Origin of the sequence: Mycobacterium sp. PSTR-4-N (assembly GCF_022348085.1) — a bacterium.
Classification (GTDB): Bacteria; Actinomycetota; Actinomycetes; order Mycobacteriales; family Mycobacteriaceae; genus Mycobacterium.
On the sequence record NZ_JAKRFN010000016.1, the window covers coordinates 38,795 to 64,676 of the forward strand.

Annotated in this window: 26 protein-coding genes; 16 read left to right on the forward strand and 10 right to left on the reverse strand. The window is 68.8% G+C overall.

Going from position 1 to position 25,882, the window contains the following annotated elements; genetic code table 11:
• The first annotated feature begins 29 nt into the window (after window positions 1-29).
• From lepA to MHN84_RS19840, 4 genes are all read left to right on the forward strand, one after another.
• Window positions 30-1,916 carry a translation elongation factor 4 gene (gene lepA / locus MHN84_RS19825; RefSeq protein ID WP_241206341.1) on the forward strand — a complete coding sequence of 629 codons (1,887 nt, stop codon included), beginning with the start codon at window positions 30-32 and terminating at the stop codon, window positions 1,914-1,916.
• A 9-nt stretch (window positions 1,917-1,925) separates the two neighbouring features.
• On the forward strand, window positions 1,926-2,564 hold the full coding sequence (locus tag MHN84_RS19830) for a sensor domain-containing protein (RefSeq protein WP_241206212.1): 639 nt from the start codon (window positions 1,926-1,928) through the stop codon (window positions 2,562-2,564).
• Window positions 2,565-2,687: 123 nt separating this feature from the next.
• A complete protein-coding gene (locus MHN84_RS19835; protein ID WP_241206213.1) occupies window positions 2,688-3,413 on the forward strand; it encodes a sensor domain-containing protein in 726 nt (241 codons plus the stop codon).
• An 18-nt stretch (window positions 3,414-3,431) separates the two neighbouring features.
• Window positions 3,432-4,139 carry a sensor domain-containing protein gene (locus MHN84_RS19840; protein WP_308192966.1) on the forward strand — a complete coding sequence of 236 codons (708 nt, stop codon included), beginning with the start codon at window positions 3,432-3,434 and terminating at the stop codon, window positions 4,137-4,139.
• A gap of 19 nt (window positions 4,140-4,158) precedes the next feature.
• Here MHN84_RS19840 and MHN84_RS19845 read toward each other — a convergent pair whose 3' ends face one another.
• Window positions 4,159-6,165 (reverse strand): glycoside hydrolase family 15 protein, encoded by a 2,007-nt coding sequence (locus MHN84_RS19845; RefSeq protein ID WP_241206214.1) that lies wholly within the window; start codon window positions 6,163-6,165, stop codon window positions 4,159-4,161.
• A gap of 77 nt (window positions 6,166-6,242) precedes the next feature.
• Here MHN84_RS19845 and MHN84_RS19850 point away from each other — a divergent pair, with 77 nt between their 5' ends.
• The 6 genes from MHN84_RS19850 (at window position 6,243) to MHN84_RS19875 (ending at window position 10,575) form a co-directional block, all read left to right on the forward strand.
• The gene (locus tag MHN84_RS19850) at window positions 6,243-6,470 is read left to right on the forward strand and encodes a hypothetical protein (RefSeq protein ID WP_241206215.1); all 228 of its coding nucleotides are present in this window, start codon (window positions 6,243-6,245) and stop codon (window positions 6,468-6,470) included.
• Window positions 6,471-6,590: 120 nt separating this feature from the next.
• Window positions 6,591-6,683, forward strand: coding sequence for an Ms4533A family Cys-rich leader peptide (locus MHN84_RS30005; protein ID WP_374238392.1), 93 nt, complete (start codon window positions 6,591-6,593; stop codon window positions 6,681-6,683).
• Window positions 6,684-6,811: 128 nt separating this feature from the next.
• Window positions 6,812-7,837: a sulfate ABC transporter substrate-binding protein gene (locus tag MHN84_RS19860; RefSeq protein WP_241206217.1), complete on the forward strand. Its 1,026-nt coding sequence runs from the start codon at window positions 6,812-6,814 to the stop codon at window positions 7,835-7,837.
• Complete coding sequence (cysT, locus tag MHN84_RS19865) at window positions 7,834-8,682, forward strand: sulfate ABC transporter permease subunit CysT (RefSeq protein ID WP_241206218.1); 849 nt, start codon at window positions 7,834-7,836, stop codon at window positions 8,680-8,682. Before MHN84_RS19860 ends, cysT begins: the two co-directional genes overlap by 4 nt.
• On the forward strand, window positions 8,679-9,491 hold the full coding sequence (gene cysW / locus MHN84_RS19870; protein ID WP_241206219.1) for a sulfate ABC transporter permease subunit CysW: 813 nt from the start codon (window positions 8,679-8,681) through the stop codon (window positions 9,489-9,491). The genes cysT and cysW overlap by 4 nt, the downstream gene beginning before the upstream one ends.
• A 31-nt stretch (window positions 9,492-9,522) precedes the next feature.
• Window positions 9,523-10,575 carry a sulfate/molybdate ABC transporter ATP-binding protein gene (locus MHN84_RS19875; RefSeq protein WP_241206220.1) on the forward strand — a complete coding sequence of 351 codons (1,053 nt, stop codon included), beginning with the start codon at window positions 9,523-9,525 and terminating at the stop codon, window positions 10,573-10,575.
• Here MHN84_RS19875 and MHN84_RS19880 read toward each other — a convergent pair whose 3' ends face one another.
• From MHN84_RS19880 to MHN84_RS19910, 7 genes are all read right to left on the reverse strand, one after another.
• Complete coding sequence (locus MHN84_RS19880) at window positions 10,576-10,851, reverse strand: metal-sensitive transcriptional regulator (protein ID WP_241206221.1); 276 nt, start codon at window positions 10,849-10,851, stop codon at window positions 10,576-10,578.
• A gap of 92 nt (window positions 10,852-10,943) precedes the next feature.
• Complete coding sequence (locus MHN84_RS19885) at window positions 10,944-12,332, reverse strand: rhodanese-like domain-containing protein (protein WP_241206222.1); 1,389 nt, start codon at window positions 12,330-12,332, stop codon at window positions 10,944-10,946.
• 92 nt (window positions 12,333-12,424) lie between these two features.
• On the reverse strand, window positions 12,425-13,429 hold the full coding sequence (locus tag MHN84_RS19890) for a hemolysin family protein (RefSeq protein ID WP_241206223.1): 1,005 nt from the start codon (window positions 13,427-13,429) through the stop codon (window positions 12,425-12,427).
• Complete coding sequence (locus MHN84_RS19895) at window positions 13,422-14,804, reverse strand: hemolysin family protein (RefSeq protein ID WP_241206224.1); 1,383 nt, start codon at window positions 14,802-14,804, stop codon at window positions 13,422-13,424. The genes MHN84_RS19890 and MHN84_RS19895 overlap by 8 nt, the downstream gene beginning before the upstream one ends.
• A gap of 92 nt (window positions 14,805-14,896) precedes the next feature.
• A complete protein-coding gene (locus tag MHN84_RS19900; protein WP_241206225.1) occupies window positions 14,897-15,634 on the reverse strand; it encodes a sirohydrochlorin chelatase in 738 nt (245 codons plus the stop codon).
• On the reverse strand, window positions 15,613-16,320 hold the full coding sequence (locus MHN84_RS19905) for a phosphoadenylyl-sulfate reductase (RefSeq protein ID WP_241206226.1): 708 nt from the start codon (window positions 16,318-16,320) through the stop codon (window positions 15,613-15,615). The genes MHN84_RS19900 and MHN84_RS19905 overlap by 22 nt, the downstream gene beginning before the upstream one ends.
• 6 nt (window positions 16,321-16,326) lie before the next feature.
• Window positions 16,327-18,003 carry a nitrite/sulfite reductase gene (locus MHN84_RS19910; RefSeq protein WP_241206227.1) on the reverse strand — a complete coding sequence of 559 codons (1,677 nt, stop codon included), beginning with the start codon at window positions 18,001-18,003 and terminating at the stop codon, window positions 16,327-16,329.
• A gap of 338 nt (window positions 18,004-18,341) precedes the next feature.
• Here MHN84_RS19910 and hemW point away from each other — a divergent pair, with 338 nt between their 5' ends.
• Window positions 18,342-19,502 carry a radical SAM family heme chaperone HemW gene (gene hemW / locus MHN84_RS19915; RefSeq protein ID WP_241206343.1) on the forward strand — a complete coding sequence of 387 codons (1,161 nt, stop codon included), beginning with the start codon at window positions 18,342-18,344 and terminating at the stop codon, window positions 19,500-19,502.
• 13 nt (window positions 19,503-19,515) lie between these two features.
• Here the strand turns inward: hemW and MHN84_RS19920 are convergent, their stop codons facing one another.
• Complete coding sequence (locus MHN84_RS19920; protein WP_241206228.1) at window positions 19,516-20,376, reverse strand: LLM class F420-dependent oxidoreductase; 861 nt, start codon at window positions 20,374-20,376, stop codon at window positions 19,516-19,518.
• Between the two features lie 94 nt (window positions 20,377-20,470).
• On the opposite strand from MHN84_RS19920, the gene MHN84_RS19925 reads away from it, so the two are divergent.
• Window positions 20,471-21,340, forward strand: coding sequence for a 1-acyl-sn-glycerol-3-phosphate acyltransferase (locus tag MHN84_RS19925; RefSeq protein WP_241206229.1), 870 nt, complete (start codon window positions 20,471-20,473; stop codon window positions 21,338-21,340).
• A gap of 4 nt (window positions 21,341-21,344) precedes the next feature.
• On the opposite strand, the gene MHN84_RS19930 is transcribed toward MHN84_RS19925, so the two are convergent.
• Window positions 21,345-21,659: a type II toxin-antitoxin system VapB family antitoxin gene (locus MHN84_RS19930; protein ID WP_111509409.1), complete on the reverse strand. Its 315-nt coding sequence runs from the start codon at window positions 21,657-21,659 to the stop codon at window positions 21,345-21,347.
• A 155-nt stretch (window positions 21,660-21,814) separates the two neighbouring features.
• Here MHN84_RS19930 and hrcA point away from each other — a divergent pair, with 155 nt between their 5' ends.
• Genes hrcA through MHN84_RS19950 form a run of 4 tightly spaced genes read left to right on the forward strand, consistent with a single transcriptional unit; the run spans window position 21,815 to window position 25,877 of the window.
• Entirely contained in the window at window positions 21,815-22,846 is a 1,032-nt protein-coding gene (gene hrcA / locus MHN84_RS19935) for a heat-inducible transcriptional repressor HrcA (RefSeq protein WP_241206230.1), read from the forward strand.
• A gap of 52 nt (window positions 22,847-22,898) precedes the next feature.
• Window positions 22,899-24,044: a molecular chaperone DnaJ gene (gene dnaJ, locus MHN84_RS19940; protein ID WP_241206231.1), complete on the forward strand. Its 1,146-nt coding sequence runs from the start codon at window positions 22,899-22,901 to the stop codon at window positions 24,042-24,044.
• 6 nt (window positions 24,045-24,050) lie between these two features.
• Window positions 24,051-24,788: a 16S rRNA (uracil(1498)-N(3))-methyltransferase gene (locus tag MHN84_RS19945; RefSeq protein ID WP_241206232.1), complete on the forward strand. Its 738-nt coding sequence runs from the start codon at window positions 24,051-24,053 to the stop codon at window positions 24,786-24,788.
• A gap of 51 nt (window positions 24,789-24,839) precedes the next feature.
• Window positions 24,840-25,877 (forward strand): PhoH family protein, encoded by a 1,038-nt coding sequence (locus MHN84_RS19950; protein ID WP_241206233.1) that lies wholly within the window; start codon window positions 24,840-24,842, stop codon window positions 25,875-25,877.
• Window positions 25,878-25,882 lie beyond the last annotated feature (5 nt).

Below are 25,882 nucleotides of genomic sequence, written 5' to 3' on the forward strand. Positions count from 1 at the left end.
TCGTGCGGGCGGGTGCTCGTTACTCTGGACTGGCCGTTTCCGGTACCCGTATCGCGCTCACCAGGAGAAATTCCATTAGCAGTTTCGCCGACAAGACCTTCACCGCGCCGGCGCAGATTCGGAACTTCTGCATCATCGCCCACATCGACCACGGCAAGTCGACGCTGGCCGACCGGATGCTGCAGCTCACTGGCGTGGTCTCCGACCGCGACATGCGTGCGCAATACCTCGACCGGATGGACATCGAGAGGGAACGCGGCATCACGATCAAGGCGCAGAACGTGCGGCTCCCCTGGAAAGTCGGTGACCAGGAGCACGTCCTGCACCTGATCGACACGCCCGGCCACGTCGACTTCACCTACGAGGTGTCTCGCGCCCTGGAGGCCTGCGAAGGCGCCGTGCTGCTGGTCGACGCCGCCCAGGGCATCGAGGCGCAGACGCTGGCCAACCTGTACCTGGCGCTGGACCGGGATCTGACGATCATCCCCGTGCTGAACAAGATCGACCTGCCCGCCGCCGATCCGGACCGCTACGCCGGCGAACTCGCCCACATCATCGGCTGCGAACCCTCCGACGTGCTGCGCGTGTCCGGCAAGACGGGCGAAGGCGTCGCCGCGTTGCTCGACGAGGTCGTGCGACAGGTCCCGGCCCCCACCGGCGATGCCGACGCGCCGGCCCGGGCGATGATCTTCGACTCCGTCTATGACATCTATCGGGGCGTCGTGACCTACGTACGTGTCGTCGACGGCAAGATCACCCCGCGCGAGCGCATCGCGATGATGTCGACGGGCGCCACCCACGAACTGCTCGAGGTCGGCATCGTCTCGCCTGAACCCAAGGCCTCCGACGGTCTGGGAGTCGGCGAGGTGGGTTACCTCATCACCGGTGTGAAAGACGTCCGTCAGTCCAAGGTCGGGGACACGGTGACGACGGCCCGGCACGGCGCCAAGGAGGCGCTGACCGGTTACCGCGAGCCCAAGCCGATGGTCTATTCGGGCCTCTACCCGGTCGACGGATCGGACTACCCGGTGCTTCGGGAGGCGCTCGACAAGCTTCAGCTCAACGACGCGGCGCTGACCTACGAGCCGGAGACGTCGGTGGCGCTCGGCTTCGGGTTCCGGTGCGGCTTCCTCGGGCTGCTGCACATGGAGATCACCCGAGAGCGGCTGGAGCGGGAATTCAACCTCGACCTGATTTCCACCTCGCCCAACGTCGTTTACCGCGTGGTCAAGGACGACGGCACGGAGATGGTCGTCACCAATCCCTCGGACTGGCCCGAGGGCAAGGTCCGCGAGGTGCACGAGCCGATCGTGAAGACCACGATCATCGCCCCGAGCGAGTTCATCGGCACGATCATGGAGCTCTGTCAGTCGCGGCGCGGCGAGCTGGGCGGGATGGACTACCTGTCGCCCGAGCGCGTGGAGCTGCGGTACACGATGCCGCTCGGCGAGATCATCTTCGACTTCTTCGACTCGCTGAAGTCGCGCACCCGCGGATACGCGAGCCTGGACTACGAAGAGGCCGGCGAGCAGGAGGCGGCGTTGGTCAAGGTCGACATCCTGCTGCAGGGCGAAGCCGTCGACGCGTTCTCGGCCATCGTCCACAAGGACGGGGCGAGCGCGTACGGCAACAAGATGACCACCAAGCTCAAAGAGCTGATCCCGCGGCAGCAGTTCGAGGTTCCGGTACAGGCCGCGATCGGTTCGAAAATCATTGCGCGCGAGAACATCCGGGCCATCCGCAAGGACGTGCTCTCCAAGTGCTACGGCGGTGACATCACCCGCAAGCGCAAGCTGCTGGAGAAGCAGAAGGAAGGCAAGAAGCGGATGAAGACCATCGGGCGGGTCGACGTTCCGCAGGAGGCGTTCGTCGCGGCACTGTCCACCGAGGCCTCCGCCGACAAGGCGAAGAAGTAGGTCGTCGGGATGCGACGCCGGCTGGTCGTCACGCTGGCGGTTCTCGCGACCGGGTGTGGCGGAGGCGTCGAGGGCACCGCCGTACCCGCCCCGTCGGGCGGGTTGGAATCGGTGCTGCTCGACGATGTCCAGCTCGATGAACTGTTGCACGCCAGCGGTTTCCACAGTGAACCGGACGGCAAGGAGTTCACCGACGAGCTCGCGAAGGGCGCCCGGCCGCCGGGATGTGTGCACACCGTCGGCATCGCCGATCGCAACGTCTACCAACACGCCGGCCCGACCGCGGTGCTGACCAGGTCGTCGGAGTCGTCTGCCGCCTCGGTGGACCAGAGTGTCGTGGTCGTCCGCTCGGCCGAGGAGGCGCAAGGCATCCTCGGCACCTCCAAGCTGTCGTGGAACGTGTGCGCCGGGTATCCGGTGACGTCCGGCGGCAGCGCGCCGGCCACCTGGCGGCTCGAGCCGGTGGAGGTCGCCGACGGAATACCCACCCAGCGCGCAACGCGCTCGGATCGCGTGGGGGAGGAGTGTCAGCACGCGATGGGGGTGGCGGCCACGAAGGTCGTCGAAGCAATGGTGTGCGGACCGGATGTGATGAACCAGGCCTTCGAGGTCGTCACGAAGATCGTCGCCGACGCCGACAGGTCCTGATAGCCGGCGACCGTGCGCACACTCCCGCGTTCGCACGGCGTGTTGCCCGCAGACACGCGCGGTCGCGGGGCAAGCGGAGCTCGATCGGGGTGCGCGGCCCACCGGGGCGTGCTATCGAAGGGTGTGGCCACCAAACTCGCGGCGCTCGCCGGTGCGTGCGTCGTCCTCGCCGGCTGTGCAGCCGCTCCTGTGGACGACCGACCCGTCGTGCGTATCGCCGAGGCGGCGCAACCGATCCGGGCCGTCCCGCTGGGAGAGTTCCTCCCGACGACACCGGAGCTGGCGGCGCAACTGGGCACCCCACCCGCCGGTTTCGCCGGCCGGCTCGTCGAGGGCGGGCCGGACATGCTGCTGCGCAGCGTCGGCGCGGGTGAGGCGTCACCGGCGGACTGCCTCGGTGCCGCGTACCGATTGCAGCAGGCCGCCTACGACGGCAGCCCTGTGCGTTCGGTGGCCACCAACTCCTGGGCGGGCGGCACCTTCGACGGGCCGCCGGTCAGCGCGTTCTTCGGCGTGGTGCAGATGAGCGACCCGTCGGCCGCGCAGATGTACTTCGCCGCAACCAGCCAACGGTGGCGACGATGCAACGGCGCCACGGTCGCTCGCGAGCAGGCCGGCGCCGGTGAGCTCAGCCGCATCGCCGACGTGTCGTTCGACAGTCGGGTCGTCTCGGCTCGGGTGCTGCACACGGCGGCGGGTACCGCATCGCCGACGGCCCAGCGGGCGGTCGCCCTGGCCGGTGACTGCATCGTCGAGGTCGAGGTCACCGACCCGCGTCCCGGTGGCCAGGAGCAACCCGCTGTCGGCGTGGCCGAACTGATCGCGAACAAGATCACCTCGCACCGCTGACGGTGCGAGAATGGCGCGGTGACATCTGCGCGGATGCGGTGGGCGAGCGGCCTCCTGCTCGCCGCCTCGACCGTGCTCGCCGGATGTGTCAGCACCGTCGAGGGTGCCGCGGTCCGTGCCGAAGGCGCAGGCGGCGACGTGCCCCTGCTCGACGACGCGGGGCTGGACCGGCTCGTGCTCAGCATCGGTGAGATCAACGCGATCATGGGCGGCACCCGGATGCAGGTCGCCGGTGACGTCGACGAGATGACCGACCACTCCGGCAGCGTGTCCGACATCGACTGCCTCGGCGCGGTCTATGCCGCAGAGGAATCCGTCTACGCCGACACGGGCTGGACGGCGGTGCGTGATCGGGTGGCCCGCGAACCGGACGACGACAATCAGCACTGGGTCGAACTGACCGCCGTGCTGTATCCGTCAGCGCAGCAGGCGCAGTCGTTCTTCGACTCGTCGTCACAGGCGTGGGAGGGCTGCGCGAACCGGTCGATCGGCACCAACGACGGTGACTACAGCTGGGCGCTGGGTGCCATCGGCGTCGACGTGACCGACGGCGGCGCGCCTCTGCTCACCCAGACGGCCGAGCAGGAGAACGCAGCGGGCTGGCAGTGTCAGCACGCACTGTCGGTCGTGTCCAACGCCACGGTCGAGGCGTGGGCCTGCGCCTACCGCATCGACGGCGAGGCGGCAGAGCTCGCGGCAGCGATGGTCGCCGAAGCGGGTTCGTGAGTCTTCTCGAAAACCTCTGTCACACAGGCCCGTTGGCCGGCTGGAACACGCCCGAGCTGTCAGCCTCCTCCTCGGCGCGGATCACGTGCACCACCGCGTTGATGAGCGCCAGGTGGGTGAACGCCTGCGGGAAGTTGCCGAGGTGGCGGCCGGTGCGCGGCTCGATCTCCTCGGCGTAGAGGTGGAGCGGGCTGGCGAACGACAGCAGCCGTTCGCACAGGTGCCGCGCCTGGTGGATCTCACCGATCTCCACCAGCGCCGAGACCAACCAGAACGAGCAGATCGTGAACGTGCCCTCTTCGCCGGCCAGGCCGTCGTCGGTCTCCTCGACGCGGTAGCGCAGCACCAGGCCGTCCTCGGTGAGCTCCTCGGCGATCGCCAGCACGGTGGCCCGGATCCGCGGATCGTCGGGCGGCAGGAACCGGGTCAGCACCGCGAGCAGCAGCGAGGCGTCCAGCGCGTCGTCGCCATAGCGCTGGGTCAGCACACCGCGGGAGTCGACGCCGTGGGCGAGGATGTCGTCCTTGATCTCCTCGGCGATGGCCCGCCACTGCTGGGCGTAGGACTTCTCGCCCTCCAGCTCAGCCAGTTTCGACCCGCGGTCCAGGGCCACCCAGCACATGATCTTGCTGGAGGTGAAGTGCTGCGGTTCGCCGCGGACCTCCCAGATGCCGCGGTCGGGTTCGCGCCAGTGCTTGATCGCCTCTTCGACCTGTTCCTTGAGCACAGGCCACAGAGTTTCAGGGATCTGCTCGCGCGACTTGGTGTGCAGGTACACCGAATCGAGCATCGTGCCCCAGATGTCGTGCTGCATCTGGTCGTAGGCGCCGTTGCCGATGCGCACCGGGCGCGCGTTGTCGTAGCCGGAGAGGTGGTTGAGCTCCTCCTCGACCAGGCTTCGCTCTCCGCCCACCCCGTACATCACCTGCAGCGGGTGCCGTTGCCCGTTGTTGGCGCCCGACACGTCGGCGATGAACGCGAAGAAGTCGTCGGCTTCGCGGTCAAGGCCCAGCGTGTAGAGACCCCAGAGTGCGAAGGTCGAGTCGCGCACCCACGCATAGCGGTAATCCCAATTGCGTTCGCCCTGAGGTGTTTCCGGCAGGGACGTGGTGGGCGCAGCGAGCAGTGCGCCGGTGGGGGAGTAGGTCAGCCCCTTCAGCGTGAGCGCGCTGCGCTGCAGATAGGACCGCCACGGGTGGTCGGGGAAGTCGCCGACGTTGATCCACTGCCGCCAACACTCGCTGGTCTGCCACATCTTGTCGGCGGCCTCGTCGAAGGTCTGCGGCGCCGGGTGGCCCGACCAGCTGAGGGCGACGAAGACGTTGTCGCCCTCCTTGAGCCGGGTCCGGGCCCGCGCCTCGCGCCCCTCCAACCCGATCCGCAGGTTCGTCGTCAGCCGCAGCGTCGGATGGGAGTCGGGGTTCTTCGTCGCCCGGGCGATCGCCTCCCCGTAGGCCTGCGCGGAGTACTCCCAGCTGGCGCTGGTGCGGTGGTAGTCGAAGGACGGCTCGCAGTTCATCACCAGCTCGACGGTCCCGCTGACACAGCGCACCGTACGCAACAGGATGTGCTCGGCGTCCCAGTCCATCGGGGTGCGGCGGTGGGTTCGCGATCGCCGTTCGAGGTCGTGCCAGGGCCCCATCACCAGTGCGTCGCGCACGATCAGCCAGCCGGTGTGCGTCTGCCAGGTGGTCTCCAGGATCAGGCTGCCCGGCAGGTAGCGGCGCGCGGCCGGAACCGAGACACCGTACGGACCCAACCGGAAGTGGCCGGCGCCGCGGTCGAGGATCGCGCCGAACACGCTGGGTGAGTCCGGGCGCGGGACACACAGCCATTCCACCGATCCGGCCGAGGAGATCAGGCAGGTGTTCTCGCAGTCCGACAGAAAGGCGTAGTCGGCGATCGGCGGGAACGGATTGCGCAGCGGACCGGCGCTGGCGTACGACGGGGCAGTGGCCAGGGCGAACGCCGAGGATTCTCCGTTGGCGCTCACGGCGCCTGACACGACCTCGCTGGGCTGGGACATTTGCCCATCATCGACTGCGCGGCGGCCTGTCGTCTACTCAAAGCCGCCACCCGAACCGGTGCGCCTAGTCTGGCCGGGTGGGCGGATTCCTCGGCTGGTGGGATGGAGTGGAGCTCTGGCTGACCGGGTTGCCGTTCGTCCTGCAGACCGTGGTGGTGATGCCGGTGGTGTTGGCGCTGGCCTACGGGGCGGCGGTCGTGCTCGATGCCGTCGTCGACGGCGGCACCAGACTGCGGGCCCACCTGCGCCGCACGCAGGAGGAACCGTTGAGCGACGTCGAGGAAGGCCGGGTGGAGGGTCGGTGAGTGGAATGCCGCGGTCGCGGGTGACGCTGGCGCTGATCGCGCTCATCGTGCTGGTGATCCTGATGTGGCTGCTCACCCGCTGATCACCGACTGACACACGCTGGTGTTATTCTTCCCGCCATGCAGACGGCGGGCGGCGTCATCGGGGGTCACATCGTGGCCCTCATCGCCGTCGGTTTCTCCGCCGTGGCTGACGTTTGTTGTTGTTGCTGACTCCTCACCCCGTTCGGCGGTCAGGTGTTCGGCAACCATGTTTCGTGCCGATCGTGCACGGTTTGCCTCCCACCTTCCCGCGTGACCGGACTCCGCCTCACGTTCGTCGAAACCCGGAAAGGTCGCTCATGAAACTCCCCAACCGATGGCGCGCAGTCGCCGCGCTGGCCCTGACCACCTCGCTCGTCGCGGCATGCGGCGGTGGCTCGAGCGATGTCGCGGGCGGCGACGGCGCGTCGGATGCCGACACGACCCTGACTCTGGTGGCCTATGCCGTACCGGAACCCGGGTGGTCCAAGATCATCCCGGCGTTCGCGGCCACCCCGGAGGGCAAGGGCGTGGCGGTGACGACGTCCTACGGCGCCTCCGGCGACCAGTCCCGCGCGGTGGTCGACGGCAAGCCCGCCGACCTCGTGAACTTCTCGGTCGAGCCCGACGTCACCCGCCTGGTCAAGGCGGACAAGGTGGCCAAGGACTGGAATGCCGGCGCCACAAAGGGCATCCCGTTCGGCTCGGTCGTGTCGCTGGTGGTCCGCAAGGGCAATCCCAAGAACATCCGGGACTGGGACGATCTGCTGCAGCCCGGTCTGGAGGTCGTCACGCCCAGCCCGCTGAGCTCTGGCTCGGCCAAGTGGAACCTGCTCGCGCCGTACGCGGCCAAGAGCGACGGTGGCAAGAACGCCCAGGCCGGACTCGATTTCGTCAACAAGCTGGTCACCGAGCACGTCAAGACACGGCCGGGGTCGGGTCGCGAAGCCACCGACGTGTTCCTGCAGGGCTCCGGCGACGTCCTGATCTCCTATGAGAACGAGGCGATCAACGTCGAGCGGCAGGGTAAGCCCGTCGAGCACGTCAACCCGCCGCAGACGTTCAAGATCGAGAACCCGGTGGCGGTCACGACGACAAGCACCCATCAGCAGCAGGCCAACGCCCTGAAGAACTTCCTGTACACCCCGGAGGGGCAGAAGCTGTGGGCCGAGGCCGGCTTCCGCCCGGTCGACCCGGCGGTGGCAGCCCAGTTCGCCTCCGATTTCCCGACGCCGCAGAAGCTGTGGACGATCGCCGATCTGGGCGGCTGGTCCGACGTCGACCCGGCGCTGTTCGACAAGGACAACGGCTCGATCACCAAGATCTACAAGCAGGCCACGGGATGACCGCGATCGCCGCAGCGCCTCCAGCACCGCCTGCGCCCCGGCGCGGGCGAAACCGCCACGGCAGTACGTCGCTGCGCGTCGGCGCCGCGACACTGTGGTTGTCGGTCATCGTGCTGCTCCCGCTCGCGGCGATCGTCTGGCAGTCCGCGACGGGGGGATGGCGTGCCTTCTGGCTTGCCATCACCTCGAACGCGGCCATCGAGTCTTTCCGGGTGACGCTCGTGACCTCGGTGGGCGTGACGCTGATCAACGCACTGTTCGGGCTGATCGTCGCATGGGTGCTCACCCGCGACGATTTCGTGGGCAAGCGCCTGGTCGACGCGGTGATCGACCTGCCGTTCGCGCTGCCCACGATCGTGGCCAGCCTGGTCATGCTCGCGCTCTACGGCCCCAACAGCCCCGTCGGACTGCACCTGCAGCAGACGCAGTGGGGTATCGGGGTAGCGCTGCTGTTCGTCACGCTCCCGTTCGTGGTGCGGTCCGTGCAGCCGGTGCTGCTCGAACTCGACCGCGAGGTGGAGGAGGCGGCCGCGTCGCTGGGCGCCAACAATTACCTGATCTTCACGAAGGTGATCGTGCCCGCGCTGCTGCCCTCGCTGCTGTCCGGTGCGGGCCTTGCGTTCTCGCGGGCGATCGGCGAGTTCGGGTCCGTGGTGCTCATCGGTGGCGCGATACCCGGCGAGACCGAAGTGTCCTCGCAGTGGATCCGCACGCTCATCGAGAACGACGATCGGGTCGGTGCCGCGGCGATCTCGATCGTGCTGCTGGCGGTCTCGTTCGTCGTGCTGTTCGTGTTGCGGGCGCTCGGCGCCCGGGCCGCCAAGCGGGACGAGCTCGCAGAATGATCCTGTCCCCGGCCGTCAAACTCCTGCTGCGGTGGGTCGCCATCGCCTATGTCGGCATCCTCGTCCTGGTGCCGGTCGGGCTGATCCTGTGGCGCACCTTCTCGCCGGGGCTCGGGGCGTTCTTCGCCTCCGTCGGCACCCCGGCGGCGATCTCGGCGCTACAGCTGTCCCTGCTGGTGGTCGCGATCGTCGTGCCACTCAATGTGCTGTTCGGGGTTCCGACGGCGTTGGTGTTGGCGCGCAATCGTTTTCGCGGGAAGAGCGTCCTGCAGGCCGTCATCGATCTGCCGTTCGCGGTGTCCCCGGTGGTCGTCGGTGTCGCGCTGATCCTGCTCTGGGGATCGGCGGGGCTGTTCGGTTTCGTCGAGAACGACTTCGGGCTCAAGATCATCTTCAGCTTCCCCGGCATCGTGCTGGCCAGCGTGTTCGTCACCGTGCCGTTCGTCATCCGCGAGGTCGAGCCCGTGCTGCACGAAATCGGCACCGATCAGGAGGAAGCCTCGGCCACGCTGGGCGCGCAGTGGTGGCAGACGTTCTGGCGCATCACGCTCCCGTCGATCCGCTGGGGTCTGACGTACGGCATCGTGCTGACCGTCGCGCGCACCCTGGGTGAGTTCGGCGCGGTCATCATGGTGTCGTCCAACCTGCCGGGCCAGTCGCAAACCCTGACGCTGCTGGTCGCCGACCGCTACAACCGGGGTACCGAATACGGTGCCTACACGATCGCCACGCTGTTGATGAGCGTCGCCGTCCTGGTTCTGGTCGCCCAGGTGCTCCTCGACGCCCGCCGAACCAAGGCCGCACAATGAGTTCCGTCCACCATCTGGGAGTCATGTCCTCATGAGCAACGCGATCACCGTCTCCGGTGCGAACAAGCGCTACGGCGATTTCGCCGCGCTCGACAATGTCGACTTCGTCGTGCCTGCCGGATCGCTGACCGCACTGCTCGGCCCCAGCGGATCGGGCAAGTCGACGCTGCTGCGCGCCATCGCCGGCCTCGACGAACCGGACTCCGGCACGATCACGATCCACGGCCGTGACGTCACCGACGTGCCGCCGCAGAAGCGCGGCATCGGGTTCGTCTTCCAGCACTACGCCGCGTTCAAGCATCTGACGGTGCGGGAGAACGTCGCCTTCGGACTCAAGATCCGCAAACGGCCCAAGGCGGAGATCGCGAGCAAGGTCGACAACCTGCTCGAGGTGGTGGGGCTCGCCGGGTTCCAGACCCGCTATCCCAATCAGCTCTCCGGGGGGCAGCGTCAGCGGATGGCGCTGGCGCGTGCGCTGGCCGTCGATCCGCACGTGCTGTTGCTCGACGAACCCTTCGGCGCGCTCGACGCCAAGGTGCGCGAGGATCTGCGCGCATGGCTGCGCCGCCTGCACGACGAGGTGCACGTGACCACCGTGCTGGTGACCCACGATCAGCAGGAGGCGCTCGACGTCGCCGACCGCATCGCCGTGCTCAACAAGGGTCGTATCGAGCAGGTCGGCTCACCCACCGATGTCTACGACCGGCCGGCCAATGCGTTCGTGATGGGTTTCCTCGGCGCGGTCTCCACGCTGAACGGGGCGCTGGTGCGCCCGCACGACATCCGTGTGGGCCGCAACCCGGACATGGCGATCGCCAACGGCGATGACTCGGTGCAGTCCGCCGGCGTCACCAAGGCGACCATCGACCGCATCGTGATGCTCGGCTTCGAGGTTCGGGTGGAACTCACCAGCGCTGCCACGCGCACGCCGTTCACCGCGCAGATCACCCGCGGCGACGCCGAGGCGTTGGCGCTGCGGCCCGGCGACACCGTCTACGTGCGCGCCACGAGGGTGCCGCGGCTGCCCGAGGACGTGCGGACCGCGGCCGACGTGACCGACGGCGAGCCCGCGCAGCTCCGGTGATCAGGCCAGGGCCAGGAACAGCTTCTCCAGCTCGTCGACACTCATCTCGCGGGTGCCGCCGTCGGAGGCCTTGCCTTCGGTGACGCACTCCCGCAGACCCGTCGCGACGATCTTGAATCCGGCACGGTCGAGAGCTCGCGACACCGCGGCGAGCTGAGTCACCACGTCCTTGCACTCCCGGCCCTGCTCGATCATCGAGATCACACCGGCGAGCTGTCCTTGGGCTCGGCGGAGTCTGTTCAAGACAGCGCCAATGGCTTCTTCGTCACCGACCATGACGGGTCCTTTCCGCACGAGGTTCGAGGGTGTCCGCGATCCTACCCGTGGGGGTATAACAGGCGAGGCGGGCAGAACAATCCCGGCTCGGCTCAGGCGTTCTGGGTGATCTCGGACCAGGCGCCGAATCCGCCCAGGATGTCGCTGACGTCGGCGAACCCGTTGCGGCGCAGTACACTTGCCGCCACGGACGAACGGTAGCCGCCGGCGCAGTAGACGACGGTGGGGGCTGCCGGATCCAATTCCGCGAGCCGGCCGGGCAATTGGCCGACGGGAATGTTGACCGCGCCGGGGATGCTGCCTGCCTGCACCTCGCCGGGATTGCGGACGTCGACGACCTGCAGATCGGTGATGGTAGCCGCTCGCTGACCGAAGTCCTTGGCGGACAACCGCGATGCCATCTTCACCTGGTCTGGATGCGCGAGCATCGCCTGTTCGGGGTTCTCGAGATGGCCGATCACACGGTCGAACCCGATGCGGGCCAACCTGTTCTTCCCTTCGAGCTCGTGACCGGGTTCGGTGATCAGCACGATGTCGTTGTCCGGCGTCACGACCGAACCCGCGAATTCGGCGTAGCGGCCCTCGAGTCCGATGTTGATCGCCTGGCGGAAATGGCCCTGGGCGAACTCGACCGGACTGCGGCCGTCGACCAGGACCGCGCCGTCGGCCAGCCGGTCGGCCATCTCGTCGTAGGTCAGGGCGGGGGGCATCCGATCCTCGTCGAGCAGCGCGCGGTCCTTGCGGTTCAACGTCGCGTCATAGGCGAAGTATCCGGGCGCGGGCGGCTGGCCCTCGGTGACCAGGGCGATGAACGTCTCCCGGTCCGGGGCGGTCAACGCGTAGTTCCACCGCTTCTGCTCGCCGATCGTCGACCACAGCTCCGTGGAGAGGTTCTTGCCGCACGCCGACCCGGCGCCGTGGGCGGGGTAGACGCGGGTCGCGTCAGGAAGGGTCATCAGCTTGTCGCGCAACGAGTCGTAGAGCATCGTGGCGAGCTCCTCGCGGGAGTAGCCGACCGACGCGAGCAGGTCGGGCCGGCCGACGTCGCCGATGAACAGGGTGTCGCCGGTCAGCACGCCGTAGGGAACCGTGTCAGCGGCGCGTTCGTAGACGACCACGCTCATCGACTCGGGCGTGTGCCCGGGGGTGTGCCGGAATTCCAGCGTGACTCCGCCGGCGGGACCGAGGGCGTAGCGCTGCCCGTCCTCGACGCCCATGACGTCGAATTCGGGTGCGGCGACCGAGGAGTACACGATCGTGGCCCCGGTCGCATCGGCGAGCTCCAAATGGCCGGACAGGAAGTCGGCGTGGAAGTGGGTCTCGATCACCAGGTCGATGTGCATGCCCAGCTCGCGTGCGTCGGCGAGGTACTCCGACACGTCACGCTGTGGGTCGACGACCGCGGCGCGGCCGGACGTCTCGTCACCGATCAGGTACGAGGCGTGCGACAGGCAGTCGAGGTAGTACTGGATGAACTTCATCGTTCGTCTCCTTCATACCCAGTGGGGTATCTATTCCGATATCACGAAGTTATACCCCCCCGGGTATAGGGTCAAGGAGTGGGCGGTGTGAGCTACGCCGCGTCGATGGCCAGCAGCCGGTGCATGACATCGGTCAGGGTCAGCACCGCGACCCCGCCCGCCGTCGGCACCACCGCCAGGTGCGTGCGCGTGCTCTGCATCAGCTGCAGGGCGTCGTAGATCGGCATGTCCGCAGCCAACGTCACCGCGGGACGCATCAGCTCGCGAGCGCACGCGGTGGAGGCCAGGGCGTCGCGGACGTGCACGACGCCGAGCACGGTGCCGCTTTCCCTGCCGCCCACCAGGAGTCGCAGGTGACCAGACTCTCGTGCGGCGGAACGCATGTGGCCGGTATCGGCGTCGGGGGTGACCCAGCCGGTCGGCGCGGCCGGACGTGCCAGCTCGCCGACCCGCAAGCCGTCCAGCTCGAGCGCGCTGGACAGGTTCGCGTGGTAGTCGGCGTCGAGGGTGCCGGTGGTCGCGGAGTGCTCCACCAGCTGGCGCAGCGTCTCGGGGTCCTGGCTGTCGGCCAGTTCGTCCACCGGGGCGACGTCGACGCGGCGCAGGCACCAGTTCGCCGCCTGGTTCAACGCGTGCAGCAGGGGACGGGTGAGGAACATGAACCCGCGCATCGGTGCCGCGAGCAGAGCGGCTGACCGCTCCGGATGGGCGATCGCCCAGGACTTGGGCGCCATCTCGCCGATCACCAAGTGCAGGAACGTCACGATCGCCAGAGCCAGCACGAACCCGCCGACGTCGGCGATCCAGGGTGGCGCGCCGACGGTCTGCAGCCACGGCGAAAGGGCATAGTGCACAGCCGGTTTGGTGATCGCTCCGAGTAGCAGGGTGCAGGCGGTGATGCCGAGCTGCGCTCCTGCCAGCACCACCGACAGCTCGGATGCACTGCGCAGCGCAGCCCTTGCGCCGCGACTGTCGGCGGCCGCGTCGCCGAGTCGGCTGCGCCGTGCGGCGATCAACGAGAACTCGACGGCGACGAAGAAGGCGCTCAACGCGATCAGCGCCGCAGTGATCGCAGAGATCGACCAGAGATCAGACATCGTGCTCCGCCCGTGGTCTCGCGTCAGTGACGGCCACGCTCAGGTGCACGTGCGCCGGGACGCGCCGCTGGACGGCGCGGATCTCGGCGACGAGCGCCCGTTCGCCGGGTGGTTGGGTGCTCAGGAAATCGGACGGTTCGGCGGGCAGGGGCACCGACACCCGATCGCCGACAGCAGGCAAACCGTCGGCGTGTGCGATCACCATGCCCGCGACCGTCTCGTAGTCGCCGGTGGGCAGTGTCACGCCCAGCAGGCGCTCGGCCTCGTCCACCGGGAGGTCGCCGGTCACCACCCAGCCATCGGCGAGCTCGGTGACCGGCTCGTCGCGGTCCGCCCCGTCGTGCTCGTCGTCGATGTCGCCGACCAGCTCCTCGGCCAGATCCTCCATCGTCACGATCCCGGCGAAGCCGCCGAACTCATCGATGACGATCGCCATCTCCTCCCGTGAATCCGCAAGCACGCGAACGACGTTCGGCAACGGCAGCGTCTCGGGTACGACCACGGCCCGTCGACAGTGATCCGCCGCGGTGCCCGAGGGTGGGTCCGCCGACAGGAGGTCGTGCAGGTGGATGACGCCGACGACGTCGTCGTGTCCGGCCGCGACGACCGGATAGCGGGTGTGGGCGCACCCCATGCGGGACAGCACATCTGCCACCGGCTCGGTGTCGAGCACCGTGTCGACGCGGGCCCGCGGGACCATCGCGTGCCGGGCCGTGGAGGTGGGGAAGTCGAGGATCCGGTCCAACAGTGTGGACAGCCCGGCCGGAATCTCGCCCGCCGCACGCGATGTCGCGACGATGTGCGCCACGTCGCGGGGGGTGGCGGAGTGCTCGACATCGTGCACCGGTTCGATGCGCAGCGCGCGCAACAGCAGGTTCGACGACTGATCGAACAGCCAGATCAGCCAGCCGAACACCGTCAGATACGCGGTGGTGGACCAGGCCAGCCGGCGGGCGAGCTGCTCGGGCCGGGCGAGCGCGAGGTTCTTGGGGAACAGCTCGCCGAACAGCATCTGGATCACCGTCGAGACACCGATCGCGGCGACGCCGCCGATCGCGATGGCGATCGCCATCGGAAGCCCCGAACCACCCAGCAGGGTCTCCAGGCCGCGGCCGATCAGCGGTTCCGCGGCGTACCCGACCAGCAGTCCGGTGACGGTGATGCCCAGCTGCGCGCCCGAGAGCATGAACGACGTTCGTCGGGTCACCGTCAGCGCGCGTTCGGCGGCGCGGTCACCGGCGTCGGCGCGGGCCTTCAGGCGCGACCGGTCGACCGCCATGTAGGCGAACTCCTGAGCGACGAAGTATCCCGTCGCCACGGTGATCGCGAAAACCACGACAAGGCCCAGCAGAATTGCAGCAACGGCGGTCAGCATGTGACCGCCTCGGGTCTATGAGGGTGCATCGAGTCCTTGCTCGTGAGCCGTCAGGTGGCACCGAGCGTACCGAAGTCCGGGATATTCGCTGGTCAGGCCGCCGCGTGGGCAGAGCGGGCCGCGTCGAAGCGATCCAGCACCGTCTCCGCGACCTGGCGGTGGGCCCCCAGCGGGGCCGACATCGGGATGCCTTCCCGCCGCGCGAACGCCGCGACCCGGTCGGTGATGCGGCCCGGCGCGAGGAACCAGGGCGCGAAGACCAGCCGCGTCACCCCGCGCTGTCGAAGGTGGGCGACCGCCTCGGCCGGAGACGGCGACGGACCGGTGGCGAACGCCGTCGTGGCCGCCCACCGGGTGGTGAGCACCACCTCGCGCGCGACTGCCGCGGTACGGACATTGGCCTGGGAATGTGAGGAGCCGACCGCGGTGACGATCACACCGACATCCGGATCCAGGCGCGACAACCCCGCCTGCTCGAGCCGTTGCCGCAGCACCGCGATCAGGCGTTCGTCCTCGCCCAGCACGGCGCCCAGGCGGGCGCCCGCGCCGGACTCGGCGATCATCGCCGGAATGTCGACGCGCGCATGGTAGGCGTCGGCGAGCAGCAGCGGAACGACGATGGCGCGGCCGCGCGGCACCTCACGCAACACGTCGACGAGGTTCGGTGCGGTCTGCTCGCAGAACGCCACCCGGACGTCGACCCCGGGTCGCACGCGGCGAACGCACTCCGCGATCGCACGCACTGTCGCGGCCGAGCGAGGATCGGCACTGCCGTGCGCCGTCAGCACCAGCGAGTCCGGCGAGGGAGTCACGACGCGTGCAGCCCGCACTCCGTCTTGGACTGCCCCGCCCACCGGCCGCTACGGGGATCGGCGCCGGCGATCGGCTTGGCCGTGCACGGTGCGCAGCCGATGGACGGATAACCCTCGTCGACCAGCGGGTTCACCAGGATGCCGTGGGTGTCGATGTAGTCGTGCATCTCGTCGTCGGTCCACGCCGCCAACGGGTTGATCTTCACCAGCCCGAACGCCTTGTCCCAGCTGATCAGCGGGGCGTTGGCGCGCGTCGGCGCCTCGACCCGGCGGATACCGGTGACCCACGCGGAGTAGCCCGCCAACGCCTTGGACAGCGGCTCGACCTTGCGCATCCGGCAGCACTCGTTGGCGCTGCGCTCGAACAGGTTCTTGCCGAACAGCGCGTCCTGTTCGGCGACGGTCTTCTCCGGCCGCACGTTGACGACGTTCACGTCGTAGACCGCCTCGACCGCGTCGCGGGTACCGATCGTCTCGACGAAGTGGTAGCCGGTGTCGAGGAACAACACGTCGACCCCCGGCCGCACCGCGGCGGCCAGATCCACCAGGACCGCGTCCTGCATGTTCGACGCCACGATGTAGTTGCCCGCGAAGTTCTCGTCGGTCCATCGCAGCAGGTCGACAGCAGATGCGTGCGGCCCCAACTCCGCCGCGCCGCGTTCGGCCAACTGCTGCAAGTCCGTCTCGGTCATCACGTCGGTCATGTCACATCACCTCAAGTCCGCATCGTCTGCTCGTAGTGCCCACGTAGCGAAACGCTCGCCCTGCTCTCGTTGTTTCACGAAATTGCGAACGACCCGCTCGATGTAGTCACCGAGCTCCGTGGCGACCACCTTGTGCTGGCGCAGCTTGCGGCCGAAGCCACTGTCCAGACCCAGACTTCCCCCGAGGTGAACCTGGAAACCCTCCTCGGGACCGTCACCATCGTCGACCATCTGGCCCTTGAACCCGATGTCGGCGACCTGGATGCGGGCGCACGAGTTCGGGCAGCCGTTGATGTTGATGGTGATCGGAACGTCGAGCTGGCTGTTGATGTCCTCGAGCCGCTTCTCCAGCTCCGGCACCAGCACCTGTGACCGGCTGCGGGTCTCGGCGAAGCTCAGCTTGCAGAACTCGATGCCCGTGCAGGCCATCAGGTTCCGCCGCCAGTGCGACGGCGTCGACGGCAGCCCGAGTGCGTCCAGACCGGTGCGCAGCTCGTCCAGCTTCTCGTCCGGCACATCGAGGATGATCAGCTTCTGATAGGGCGTGAACCGGATTCGATCACTGCCCGCCGCTTCGGCGAGGTCGGCGACCTTGGTCAGGATCGTGCCCGACACGCGCCCGGCGATCGGGGCGACGCCCACGGCGTTGAGCCCGTTGCGGAGCTTCTGCACCCCGACGTGGTCGATCGGGCGGGTCACCGGCTCGGGCGCGGGACCGTCGATCAACGGGCGCTTCAAGTACTCCGTCTCCAGCACTTCGCGGAATTTCTCGACACCCCAGTCCTTGATCAGGAATTTGAGGCGGGCCTTCGAACGCAGGCGCCGGTAGCCGTAGTCGCGGAAGACGCTGACCACGCCCTCCCACACATCGGGGACCTCGTCGAGCGGCACCCAGGCGCCGACCCGCTGTCCCAGCATCGGGTTGGTCGAGAGACCCCCGCCGACCCACAGGTCGAAGCCGGGTCCGTGCTCGGGATGCTCGACGCCGATGAACGCGACGTCGTTGACCTCGTGCACGACGTCCTGCAGGCCGGAGATAGCGGTCTTGAACTTGCGCGGCAGGTTCGAGTACTCGGGCTTGCCGATGTAGCGCTTGACGATCTCGTCGACCGCCGGGGTGCCGTCGATCACCTCGTCGAGCGACTCGCCCGCAAGCGGCGAGCCGAGCACGACGCGCGGGCAGTCGCCGCACGCTTCGGTGGTCTGCAAGCCGACCTCGTCGAGCCGGCGCCAGATTTCCGGCATGTCCTCGACACGGATCCAGTGGTACTGCACGTTCTGGCGGTCGGAGATGTCGGCGGTGTCGCGTGCGAACTCGGTCGAGATGCCGCCGAGCGTCCGCAGCGCCGCCGCGGTCAGTGCGCCGCCGTCGCTGCGGACCCGCAGCATGAAGTACTCGTCTTCGAGCATGTCGGTGTTCTCGTCACCGGTCCACGTGCCGTCGTAGCCGGGCTTGCGCTGGGTGTAGAGCCCCCACCAGCGGAAGCGGCCGCGCAGGTCACCCTTGTCGATCGACTCGAAGCCGTTCTTGGCGTAGATGTTCTCGATGCGCGCTCGCACGTTGAGCGGGTTGTCGTCCTTCTTCGCCTGTTCGTTGGCGTTGAGCGGCTCGCGATAGCCGAGCGCCCACTGGCCTTCCCCGCGCGGACGCTTGGGTGTTGCCTTGGGTGTCGTTGATGTCATCGTGGCTCCTGTATCGGAGCCGGCGTTCGTCACTGCGCGTGATCACCGGGGGCTGTCCGGCGTCGCAGATCCGGCGGCCAGCTGAAAGTGCAGGTGGGCAGGTCTACGTCGTCACACAGCGCAACAACAGCTGCTGCACACACGCTTGAAGTCGACGTGCCGACGGATCACCAGCATCACGCGGGTGGGCATGCCTGCGTCGGTCACCCGGCCATTGTGCCACGACCTGGCCCACCGGTCCCAACCGGCACATATTTGTGCTCACCGCGAGCAGAACTCTGCCGCACACCACCTGGGACACTGGTCGCATGCCCGTCCTGCCCAACCCGGTGTCCTCGATGCCCGCGCAGCTCCCGGAGCTCGCGCTCACCCCGGGCGCACCGTTCGGGCTGTACATCCACGTGCCGTTCTGTGCGACGCGCTGCGGCTACTGCGACTTCAACACCTACACGCCCGCCGAGTTGGGCGGCGCGACACCGGCGGGTTGGCTGGCGGCACTGCGGACCGAACTCGCGCTCGCCGCGGCGCGGCTCGGGACCGCCCCGCCGGTCGCGACGATCTTCGTCGGCGGTGGCACGCCGTCACTGCTGGGCGCCGCCGGCCTCGCCGAGGTGCTCGACGCGATCCGCGAGCATTTCGTCCTCGCACGCGACGCGGAGGTGACGACCGAGGCGAACCCGGAATCGACGTCGCCCGCGTTCTTCGACGGGCTGCGGGCAGCCGGTTACACCCGTGTCTCGCTGGGGATGCAGTCCACCGCACCACATGTGCTCGCGACGCTGGACCGGGTCCACTCACCGGGCCGTGCCCTGGAGGCGGCGCAGGAGGCCCGCCGGGCGGGCTTCGAGCACGTCAACATCGACCTCATCTACGGCACGCCGGGAGAGAGCGACGACGACCTGGCGCGGTCGGCCGACGCGGCGATCGCCGCGGGCGTCGACCACGTGTCGGCCTACGCCCTGATCGTCGAGGACGGCACCGCGCTGGCCCGCAAGGTGCGCCGCCGCGAGCTGCCCGCGCCCGACGACGACGTGCTCGCCCGTCGCTACGAACTCCTCGACCAGCGCCTCGGAGCAGCCGGGCTGAGCTGGTACGAGGTGTCGAACTGGGCACGGCCCGGCGGCGAGTGCCGACACAACCTGGGCTACTGGGCGGGTGGGCAGTGGTGGGGCGCCGGGCCGGGAGCGCACGGCTATGTGGCCGGCACCCGCTGGTGGAACGTCAAACACCCCAGCGCTTACGCGGCCGTGCTGGCCGGCCGTCGCCTGCCGGTGGCCGATTTCGAGACCATCGACGGCGACACCTCGCATGTCGAGGACGTGATGCTGCGCGTCCGGCTGCGTGCCGGGCTGCCGACCGCACTGCTGGGTGACGACGAGCGTGCCCGTGCGGCGCGCATCATCGCCGACGGCCTGCTACGCACCGAGGGTGACGCCGTGGTGCTCACCGACCGGGGCCGGCTGCTGGCCGACGCCGTGGTGCGCGAGCTGCTGAGCTGAACAGTCCGGCTGGTCAGGCCAGCGCCGCCGCCAGCCGACGCCACTGCTCGCGGGGGAACTCGCGTGGATCAGCGGTCAGCACCTGCACGCAGACGTGGTTGGCGCCGGCATCGAGGTGCTCGGTGACCCGCCGCAGCACGGTCTCCTCGTCGCCCCATGCGATCAGGGCGTCGAACAGCCGGTCGCTGACCGTGCTGATGTCCTCTTCGGTGAAGCCGCTGCGGCGGATGTTGTTCGCGTAGTTCGGCAACCCCAGGTAGTTGCGCAGCCAGTCGGTGCCGATCGCGCGTGCCTCGTCGCGGCTGTCGACGAGCAGCACGCTCTGCTCGGGCAGCAGCATCGGTGTGTCACCCAGCAGTTCCCGCGCCGTGCGGGTGTGATCGGGCGTGCTCAGGTACGGATGCGCGCCGGCGGCCCGAGTCGCCGACAGCTCCAGCATCTTCGGGCCCAGTGCCGCGAGCACGCGGTTACCGGTCGGCACCGGGGTGGGCGATGCGTCGATACCGTCGAGGAACGCCTTGGTCGCGGCGAGCGGTTTGCGGTAGCGCCCCGGCTCCTGGGAGTCGATCAGCGGGGCGTGGCTGCAGCCGATACCCAGCAGGAAGCGCTCGCCGTGGGTCTCGGTCAGCGTGGCATAGCGTGAGGCGACTTCGGCCGGCTCGTGCATCCACAGGTTCAGGATGCCGGTGGCGATGACCGTCTTCGAGGTCGCGGCCAGCAGATTGTCGACCGCGTCGAGGACCGGCCCGCCCACGTCGGGGATCCACAGCGCCGGGAAACCGAGCTCGTCGAGCTCGGCAGCCGCGTCGGCCGCCTCCCCGGCATTGCCGTACCGCAACTGCGAACTCCACAACCCGACACCTGTCAATTTCATGGCTCCAGTCATACCGTGCGCGTCCTCGGGTCCGCCAGCGCGGGCGGTGTGCTTCGATGACCGCGAACGTGGGGTGGGCTCGTCGGAGGGATGAATGGTGGCCGATGCGGAGCGGGGCCGGCTGGAGAGCTTCGCCGACGGGATCTTGTCGGCACTCGACGGGGTGGCCGAGAGTCTGGGCGGCGAGCCCGTCGTCGACGACGCGATCGCGCGCGCCATGGCGGCGGTCGCCGCCGTCGGCGGTGAGTTCGTCCGGCGATACCACCGGCTCGACATCGACTCCTCGATCGAGGCGCCCGACCAACCCGTGCTGTTCGTCGCCAACCACGGCTTCGGCGGCGTCGTCGACCTCAACGTGTTCGCCGTGCGGGCCGCTCTCGACGAGATGCATCTCGATCGACCGCTGACGATCCTGACCCATCAGATGGCGTGGACGCTGGGCGTCGGCCGGCTTTTCGAGCCTCTCGGGGCCCGCCCGGCCAGCCGGGACAGCGCGGTGGAGGCCTTCGATGCCGGACACCACGTGCTGGTCTTCCCCGGGGGCGACAAGGACGCCGCGAAGACGTTCGACGAGCGCAACCTGGTCAAGTTCGACGGCCGCAGCGGCTTCGCGCGGCTGGCCATGGAGCAGCACGTGCCGATCGTCCCGCTGGTCACCGCAGGCGCGGGGGAGTCGCTGCTCGTGCTGTCCAGTGGTGAGCGGCTGGCCCGGGCGCTGCGCCTGGACAAGATCCTGCGCGTGAAGGCATTGCCGGTGAGTGTCTCGGTGCCGTGGGGGCTCAACGTCGGCGCGGTGGGCATGCTCCCGTACCTGCCGCTGCCCACCAAGCTGGTGACCCGCGTGCTCGCACCGATGACCGCCGGGGACGACGAGACCGCCGAGCAGTTCGCGGCCCGGGTGGAGTCCGCGATGCAGGACGCGATGACCGACCTGACCCGGGACAGGAAGCCGCTTCTCGGGTGACCCGTCAGCCCGGCTGAGGCGCCGGCATGTCCATGTCGAAGACCCGGGCGTGCAGCACGGTGCGATTGCGCAGCGCCGCCCGCACCGCACGGTGCAGCCCGTCTTCGAGGTAGACGTTGCCGCGCCAGCGCACCGCGTGGGGGAACAGATCGCCGTAGAAGGTCGAGTCCTCCGACAGCAGCCGGTCCAGCGCCAGCACCGTCGTGGTCATCACGAGTTCGTCGAGGCGGATCTGGCGGGGCGGGATCTGAGCCCACTGCCGGTGGGACAGACCGTGGTCCGGATACGGCCTGCCGTCACGGACACCCTTGAAGATCATCGACACGCCTTTGCTTGCCTGCCATCGCTTGTGCTCAGCCCCGCAAGGTTAACCCGACGCCGACAGCGGCGCCGGACCGCTCACCTGACGATCACTGCTGTTGATGACCGTAAAATGGACCGGTCGGTCACGTGTGAACTGAAGTGGGGTGAGCAATGGGCAGCGCTGATGAGCGCCGATTCGAAGTTCTCCGCGCGATCGTCGCCGACTTCGTCGCGACGAAGGAGCCCATCGGCTCCAAGACCCTGGTCGAGCGACACAACCTCGGGGTGTCCAGCGCGACCGTGCGCAACGACATGGCGGTGCTGGAAGCCGAGGGATACATCACCCAGCCGCACACCAGCTCGGGCCGGGTTCCCACCGAGAAGGGCTACCGCGAATTCGTCGACCGCCTCGACGACGTGAAGCCGATGTCGGGAGCGGAGCGACGCGCGATCATGTCCTTCCTCGAGTCGGGCGTCGACCTCGACGACGTGCTGCGGCGGGCGGTGCGATTGCTGGCCCAGCTGACCCGTCAGGTCGCGATCGTGCAGTACCCGACGCTGTCGACGTCGACGGTGCGCCGCCTGGAGGTGGTGGCGCTGACCCCGGCCCGGCTGCTGTTGGTGGTGATCACCGACTCCGGGCGCGTCGACCAACGCATCGTCGAGCTCGGCGACGGTATCGACGACGCACAACTGTCCCAGCTACGCGATCTCCTGGGGCAGGCGCTGGAGGGCAAGCCGCTGGCCGCGGCCTCGGTCGCGGTGTCGGATCTCGCGTCGCACATCACCGGCCAGGGCGGGCTGGCCAATGCCGTCGGCCGCGCGGCGACCGTGCTGGTCGAGACGCTCGTCGAGCACACCGAGGAGCGGTTGTTGCTCGGCGGCACGGCGAACCTGACGCGCAACACCGCCGATTTCGGCGGCTCGCTGCGCTCGGTCCTCGAAGCGCTCGAGGAGCAGGTCGTGGTGTTGCGGCTGCTGGCCAAGCAGCAGGAGGCCGGGAAGGTGACCGTGCGGATCGGGCACGAGACCGAGGCGGAACAGATGGCGGGCACCTCGGTGGTCAGTACCACCTACGGTAGTTCGGGCAAGGTGTTCGGCGGCATGGGTGTGTTGGGTCCCACACGGATGGACTATCCGGGAACCATCGCCAACGTCGCCGCAGTTGCTCTCTATATTGGCGAAGTCTTAGGTAGCCGCTGATCTGTGCTGCGCTGGGTATGCAGCACGGATCGACGGGTGGGAGAGGTTGAGCGTGGCACGCGACTATTACGGCTTGCTCGGAGTGGGCAAAGGCGCCAGCGATACGGAGATCAAGCGCGCCTATCGCAAGCTGGCCCGAGAGCTGCACCCCGACGTCAACCCCGACGAAGAGGCGCAGGCGCGCTTCAAAGAGGTCAGCGCCGCCTACGAGGTGCTCAGTGATCCGGAGAAGCGGCGCATCGTCGACTTGGGCGGGGATCCGCTGGAGTCCGCGGGTGGCGCGGGAGCCGGCTTCGGCGGCTTCGGCGGGCTCGGGGACGTTTTCGAGGCGTTCTTCGGCGGCGGCAATGCGTCCCGCGGCCCGATCGGCCGCGTCCGGCCCGGGTCGGATTCGCTGCTCCGGATGCGCCTGGACCTCGAGGAGTGCGCCACCGGGGTGACCAAGCAGGTCACGGTCGACACCGCGGTGCTGTGCGACCTCTGCCACGGCAAGGGCACCCACGGCAATTCCACCCCCGTCACCTGCGACACCTGTCACGGCCGGGGCGAGGTGCAGACCGTGCAGCGCTCGCTGCTCGGTCAGGTGATGACGTCACGACCGTGCCCGGTGTGCGGCGGCGTCGGTGAGGTGATCCCCGACCCGTGCAACCGGTGCGCCGGCGATGGCCGGGTGCGGGCCCGGCGCGAGATCAGCGTCAAGATCCCCGCCGGGGTCGGCGAGGGCATGCGGGTGCGGCTGGCCGCCCAGGGCGAGGTCGGCCCCGGTGGCGGGCCGGCCGGCGACCTGTACGTCGAGGTGCACGAGAAGCCGCACGACGTGTTCGTCCGCGACGGCGACGACCTGCACTGCACGATCTCGGTGCCGATGGTCGACGCGGCCCTGGGCACCGCGGTGTCGGTGGACGCGATCCTCGACGGGCCGACCGAGATCACGATCGGTGCGGGCACGCAGCCGGGTTCGGTGACGACCCTGCGGGGCCACGGCATGCCGCATCTGCGGTCCGGGGTGCGCGGTGATCTGCACGCCCACATCGACGTGGTGGTGCCGTCGCGGCTGGACCACGACGACATCGAACTGCTGCGCACGTTCAAGGAGCGCAGTCACGACACCGCCCAGGTGCGCACCACGGCGACCACCGCCACGAACAACGGCGGCGGCCTGTTCTCCCGGTTGCGCGAGACGTTCACCGGCCGCTGACCCGCAGTGCGGAGCCTGTTCTACGTCGACGCGGTGCCCGGTGTCGATGAGGTCGCCTTCGTCGACGGCGACGAGGGCCACCACGCGGCCACGGTGCGCCGCACCCGCGTCGGTGAGGAACTCGACCTCGCCGACGGTGCGGGCACGGTCGCGCAGTGCGTCGTCGAAGACGTGGGCAAAGGCCGGCTGACCGCGCGGGTGAGGGACCGCCGGGTGGTCGCGCCGCCGACGCCGACGGTGACCGTGGTGCAGGCGCTGCCCAAGTCGGAGCGCGCCGAGCTCGCCGTCGAACTGGCCACCGAGGCAGGCGCCGACGCGTTCGTGCCGTGGCAGGCCGCGCGCTGCGTCGCCCGCTGGGAGGGTGCGGCGAAGGTCGACAAGGGGTTGCGCCGGTGGGCCGCGGTGGTGCGCTCGGCGGCCCGCCAGTCACGGCGGCCCCACATTCCCGCCGTGCACGCCCCGGTGTCCAGCGCCGAACTGGCGGATCTCGTCCGCGCAGCCCCCGGACCGGTCCTGGTGTTGCACGAATCAGCCGATCGCCCGCTGAGCGACGTGCCGCTGGCAGATGCCGCCGCGGTGACGCTCGTGGTGGGTCCCGAAGGGGGCATCTCCGACGCCGAGCTGGACACGCTGACCGGGGCGGGCGCAGTCGCGGTGCGACTCGGCCCCACGGTGCTGCGCACGTCGACGGCCGCGGCTGTTGCGCTGGGCGCGCTCGGTGTGCTGACCCCGCGCTGGGCCTGACGCTAAACTGGTCAGCATTCACCGGCACAGGAAGCAGGCAGACAACTCCACGTGACCCCCCGCGAGACGAACGCAGGCTCGGACAGTTCGCACGTCCGCAGCAGCATCACCGTTCCGCCCGACCTCGTGGTGGGCCTGCTCGGCCGCTCCGACGAGAACCTCCGGGCGCTGGAATCCCTGCTCACCGCCGACATCCACGCCCGCGGCAACGCGCTGACCGTCTCCGGTGAACCGGCCGACGTGGCGCTGGCCGAACGGGTGGTCTCCGAGCTCCTCGAGATCCTCGGCAGCGGTCAGCGGCTCACTCCCGACGCGGTGCGGCACAGCGTCGCGATGCTGACCGGGGCAGGCGACGAGTCGCCGGCCGACGTGCTGACGCTGGACATCCTGAGCCGCCGCGGCAAGACGATCCGCCCCAAGACGCTGAACCAGAAGCGCTACGTCGACGCGATCGACACCCACACGATCGTCTTCGGCATCGGGCCGGCGGGCACCGGCAAGACCTATCTGGCGATGGCCAAGGCCGTCAGCGCGCTGCAGTCCAAACAGGTCAGCCGCATCATCTTGACCCGGCCGGCGGTCGAGGCGGGCGAACGCCTCGGCTTCCTGCCCGGCACGCTGAGCGAGAAGATCGATCCCTACCTGCGCCCGCTTTACGACGCGCTGCACGACATGATGGACCCCGAGCTGATCCCCAAGCTGATGAGCGCCGGCGTCATCGAGGTCGCGCCGCTGGCCTACATGCGTGGCCGGACGATCTCCGATGCGTTCATCATCCTCGACGAGGCGCAGAACACCACCGCCGAGCAGATGAAGATGTTCCTGACCCGGTTGGGGTTCAACTCCAAAATCGTTGTCACGGGCGACATCACACAGGTGGACCTGCCCGGCGGGGCGCCGTCGGGGCTGAACGCGGCCATGCGGATCCTCGACGGCATCGACGACATCCACTTCGCCGAACTCACCAGCGCCGACGTGGTGCGCCACCGGCTGGTGTCCGAGATCGTGGACGCCTACGCGAAATTCGAGGAGCCGACCCTGATGAACCGGGCCCAGCGCCGCTCGGGCACCGGCAGGCCGAGGCGGTAACGACA

Coding starts and splice junctions, on each gene's coding strand:
- MHN84_RS19890 (WP_241206223.1), bottom strand. CDS start 13,429: ATGTCTGATCTCTGGTCGATCTCTGCGATCACTGCGGCGCTGATCGCG.
- hrcA (WP_241206230.1), top strand. CDS start 21,815: ATGGGCAGCGCTGATGAGCGCCGATTCGAAGTTCTCCGCGCGATCGTC.
- MHN84_RS19875 (WP_241206220.1), top strand. CDS start 9,523: ATGAGCAACGCGATCACCGTCTCCGGTGCGAACAAGCGCTACGGCGAT.
- MHN84_RS19925 (WP_241206229.1), top strand. CDS start 20,471: ATGGTGGCCGATGCGGAGCGGGGCCGGCTGGAGAGCTTCGCCGACGGG.
- cysT (WP_241206218.1), top strand. CDS start 7,834: ATGACCGCGATCGCCGCAGCGCCTCCAGCACCGCCTGCGCCCCGGCGC.
- MHN84_RS19905 (WP_241206226.1), bottom strand. CDS start 16,320: ATGACCGACGTGATGACCGAGACGGACTTGCAGCAGTTGGCCGAACGC.
- MHN84_RS19885 (WP_241206222.1), bottom strand. CDS start 12,332: ATGAAGTTCATCCAGTACTACCTCGACTGCCTGTCGCACGCCTCGTAC.
- cysW (WP_241206219.1), top strand. CDS start 8,679: ATGATCCTGTCCCCGGCCGTCAAACTCCTGCTGCGGTGGGTCGCCATC.
- MHN84_RS19895 (WP_241206224.1), bottom strand. CDS start 14,804: ATGCTGACCGCCGTTGCTGCAATTCTGCTGGGCCTTGTCGTGGTTTTC.
- MHN84_RS30005 (WP_374238392.1), top strand. CDS start 6,591: ATGCAGACGGCGGGCGGCGTCATCGGGGGTCACATCGTGGCCCTCATC.
- MHN84_RS19860 (WP_241206217.1), top strand. CDS start 6,812: ATGAAACTCCCCAACCGATGGCGCGCAGTCGCCGCGCTGGCCCTGACC.
- MHN84_RS19930 (WP_111509409.1), bottom strand. CDS start 21,659: ATGATCTTCAAGGGTGTCCGTGACGGCAGGCCGTATCCGGACCACGGT.
- MHN84_RS19845 (WP_241206214.1), bottom strand. CDS start 6,165: ATGTCCCAGCCCAGCGAGGTCGTGTCAGGCGCCGTGAGCGCCAACGGA.
- hemW (WP_241206343.1), top strand. CDS start 18,342: ATGCCCGCGCAGCTCCCGGAGCTCGCGCTCACCCCGGGCGCACCGTTC.
- MHN84_RS19920 (WP_241206228.1), bottom strand. CDS start 20,376: ATGAAATTGACAGGTGTCGGGTTGTGGAGTTCGCAGTTGCGGTACGGC.
- MHN84_RS19880 (WP_241206221.1), bottom strand. CDS start 10,851: ATGGTCGGTGACGAAGAAGCCATTGGCGCTGTCTTGAACAGACTCCGC.
- MHN84_RS19910 (WP_241206227.1), bottom strand. CDS start 18,003: ATGACATCAACGACACCCAAGGCAACACCCAAGCGTCCGCGCGGGGAA.
- MHN84_RS19830 (WP_241206212.1), top strand. CDS start 1,926: ATGCGACGCCGGCTGGTCGTCACGCTGGCGGTTCTCGCGACCGGGTGT.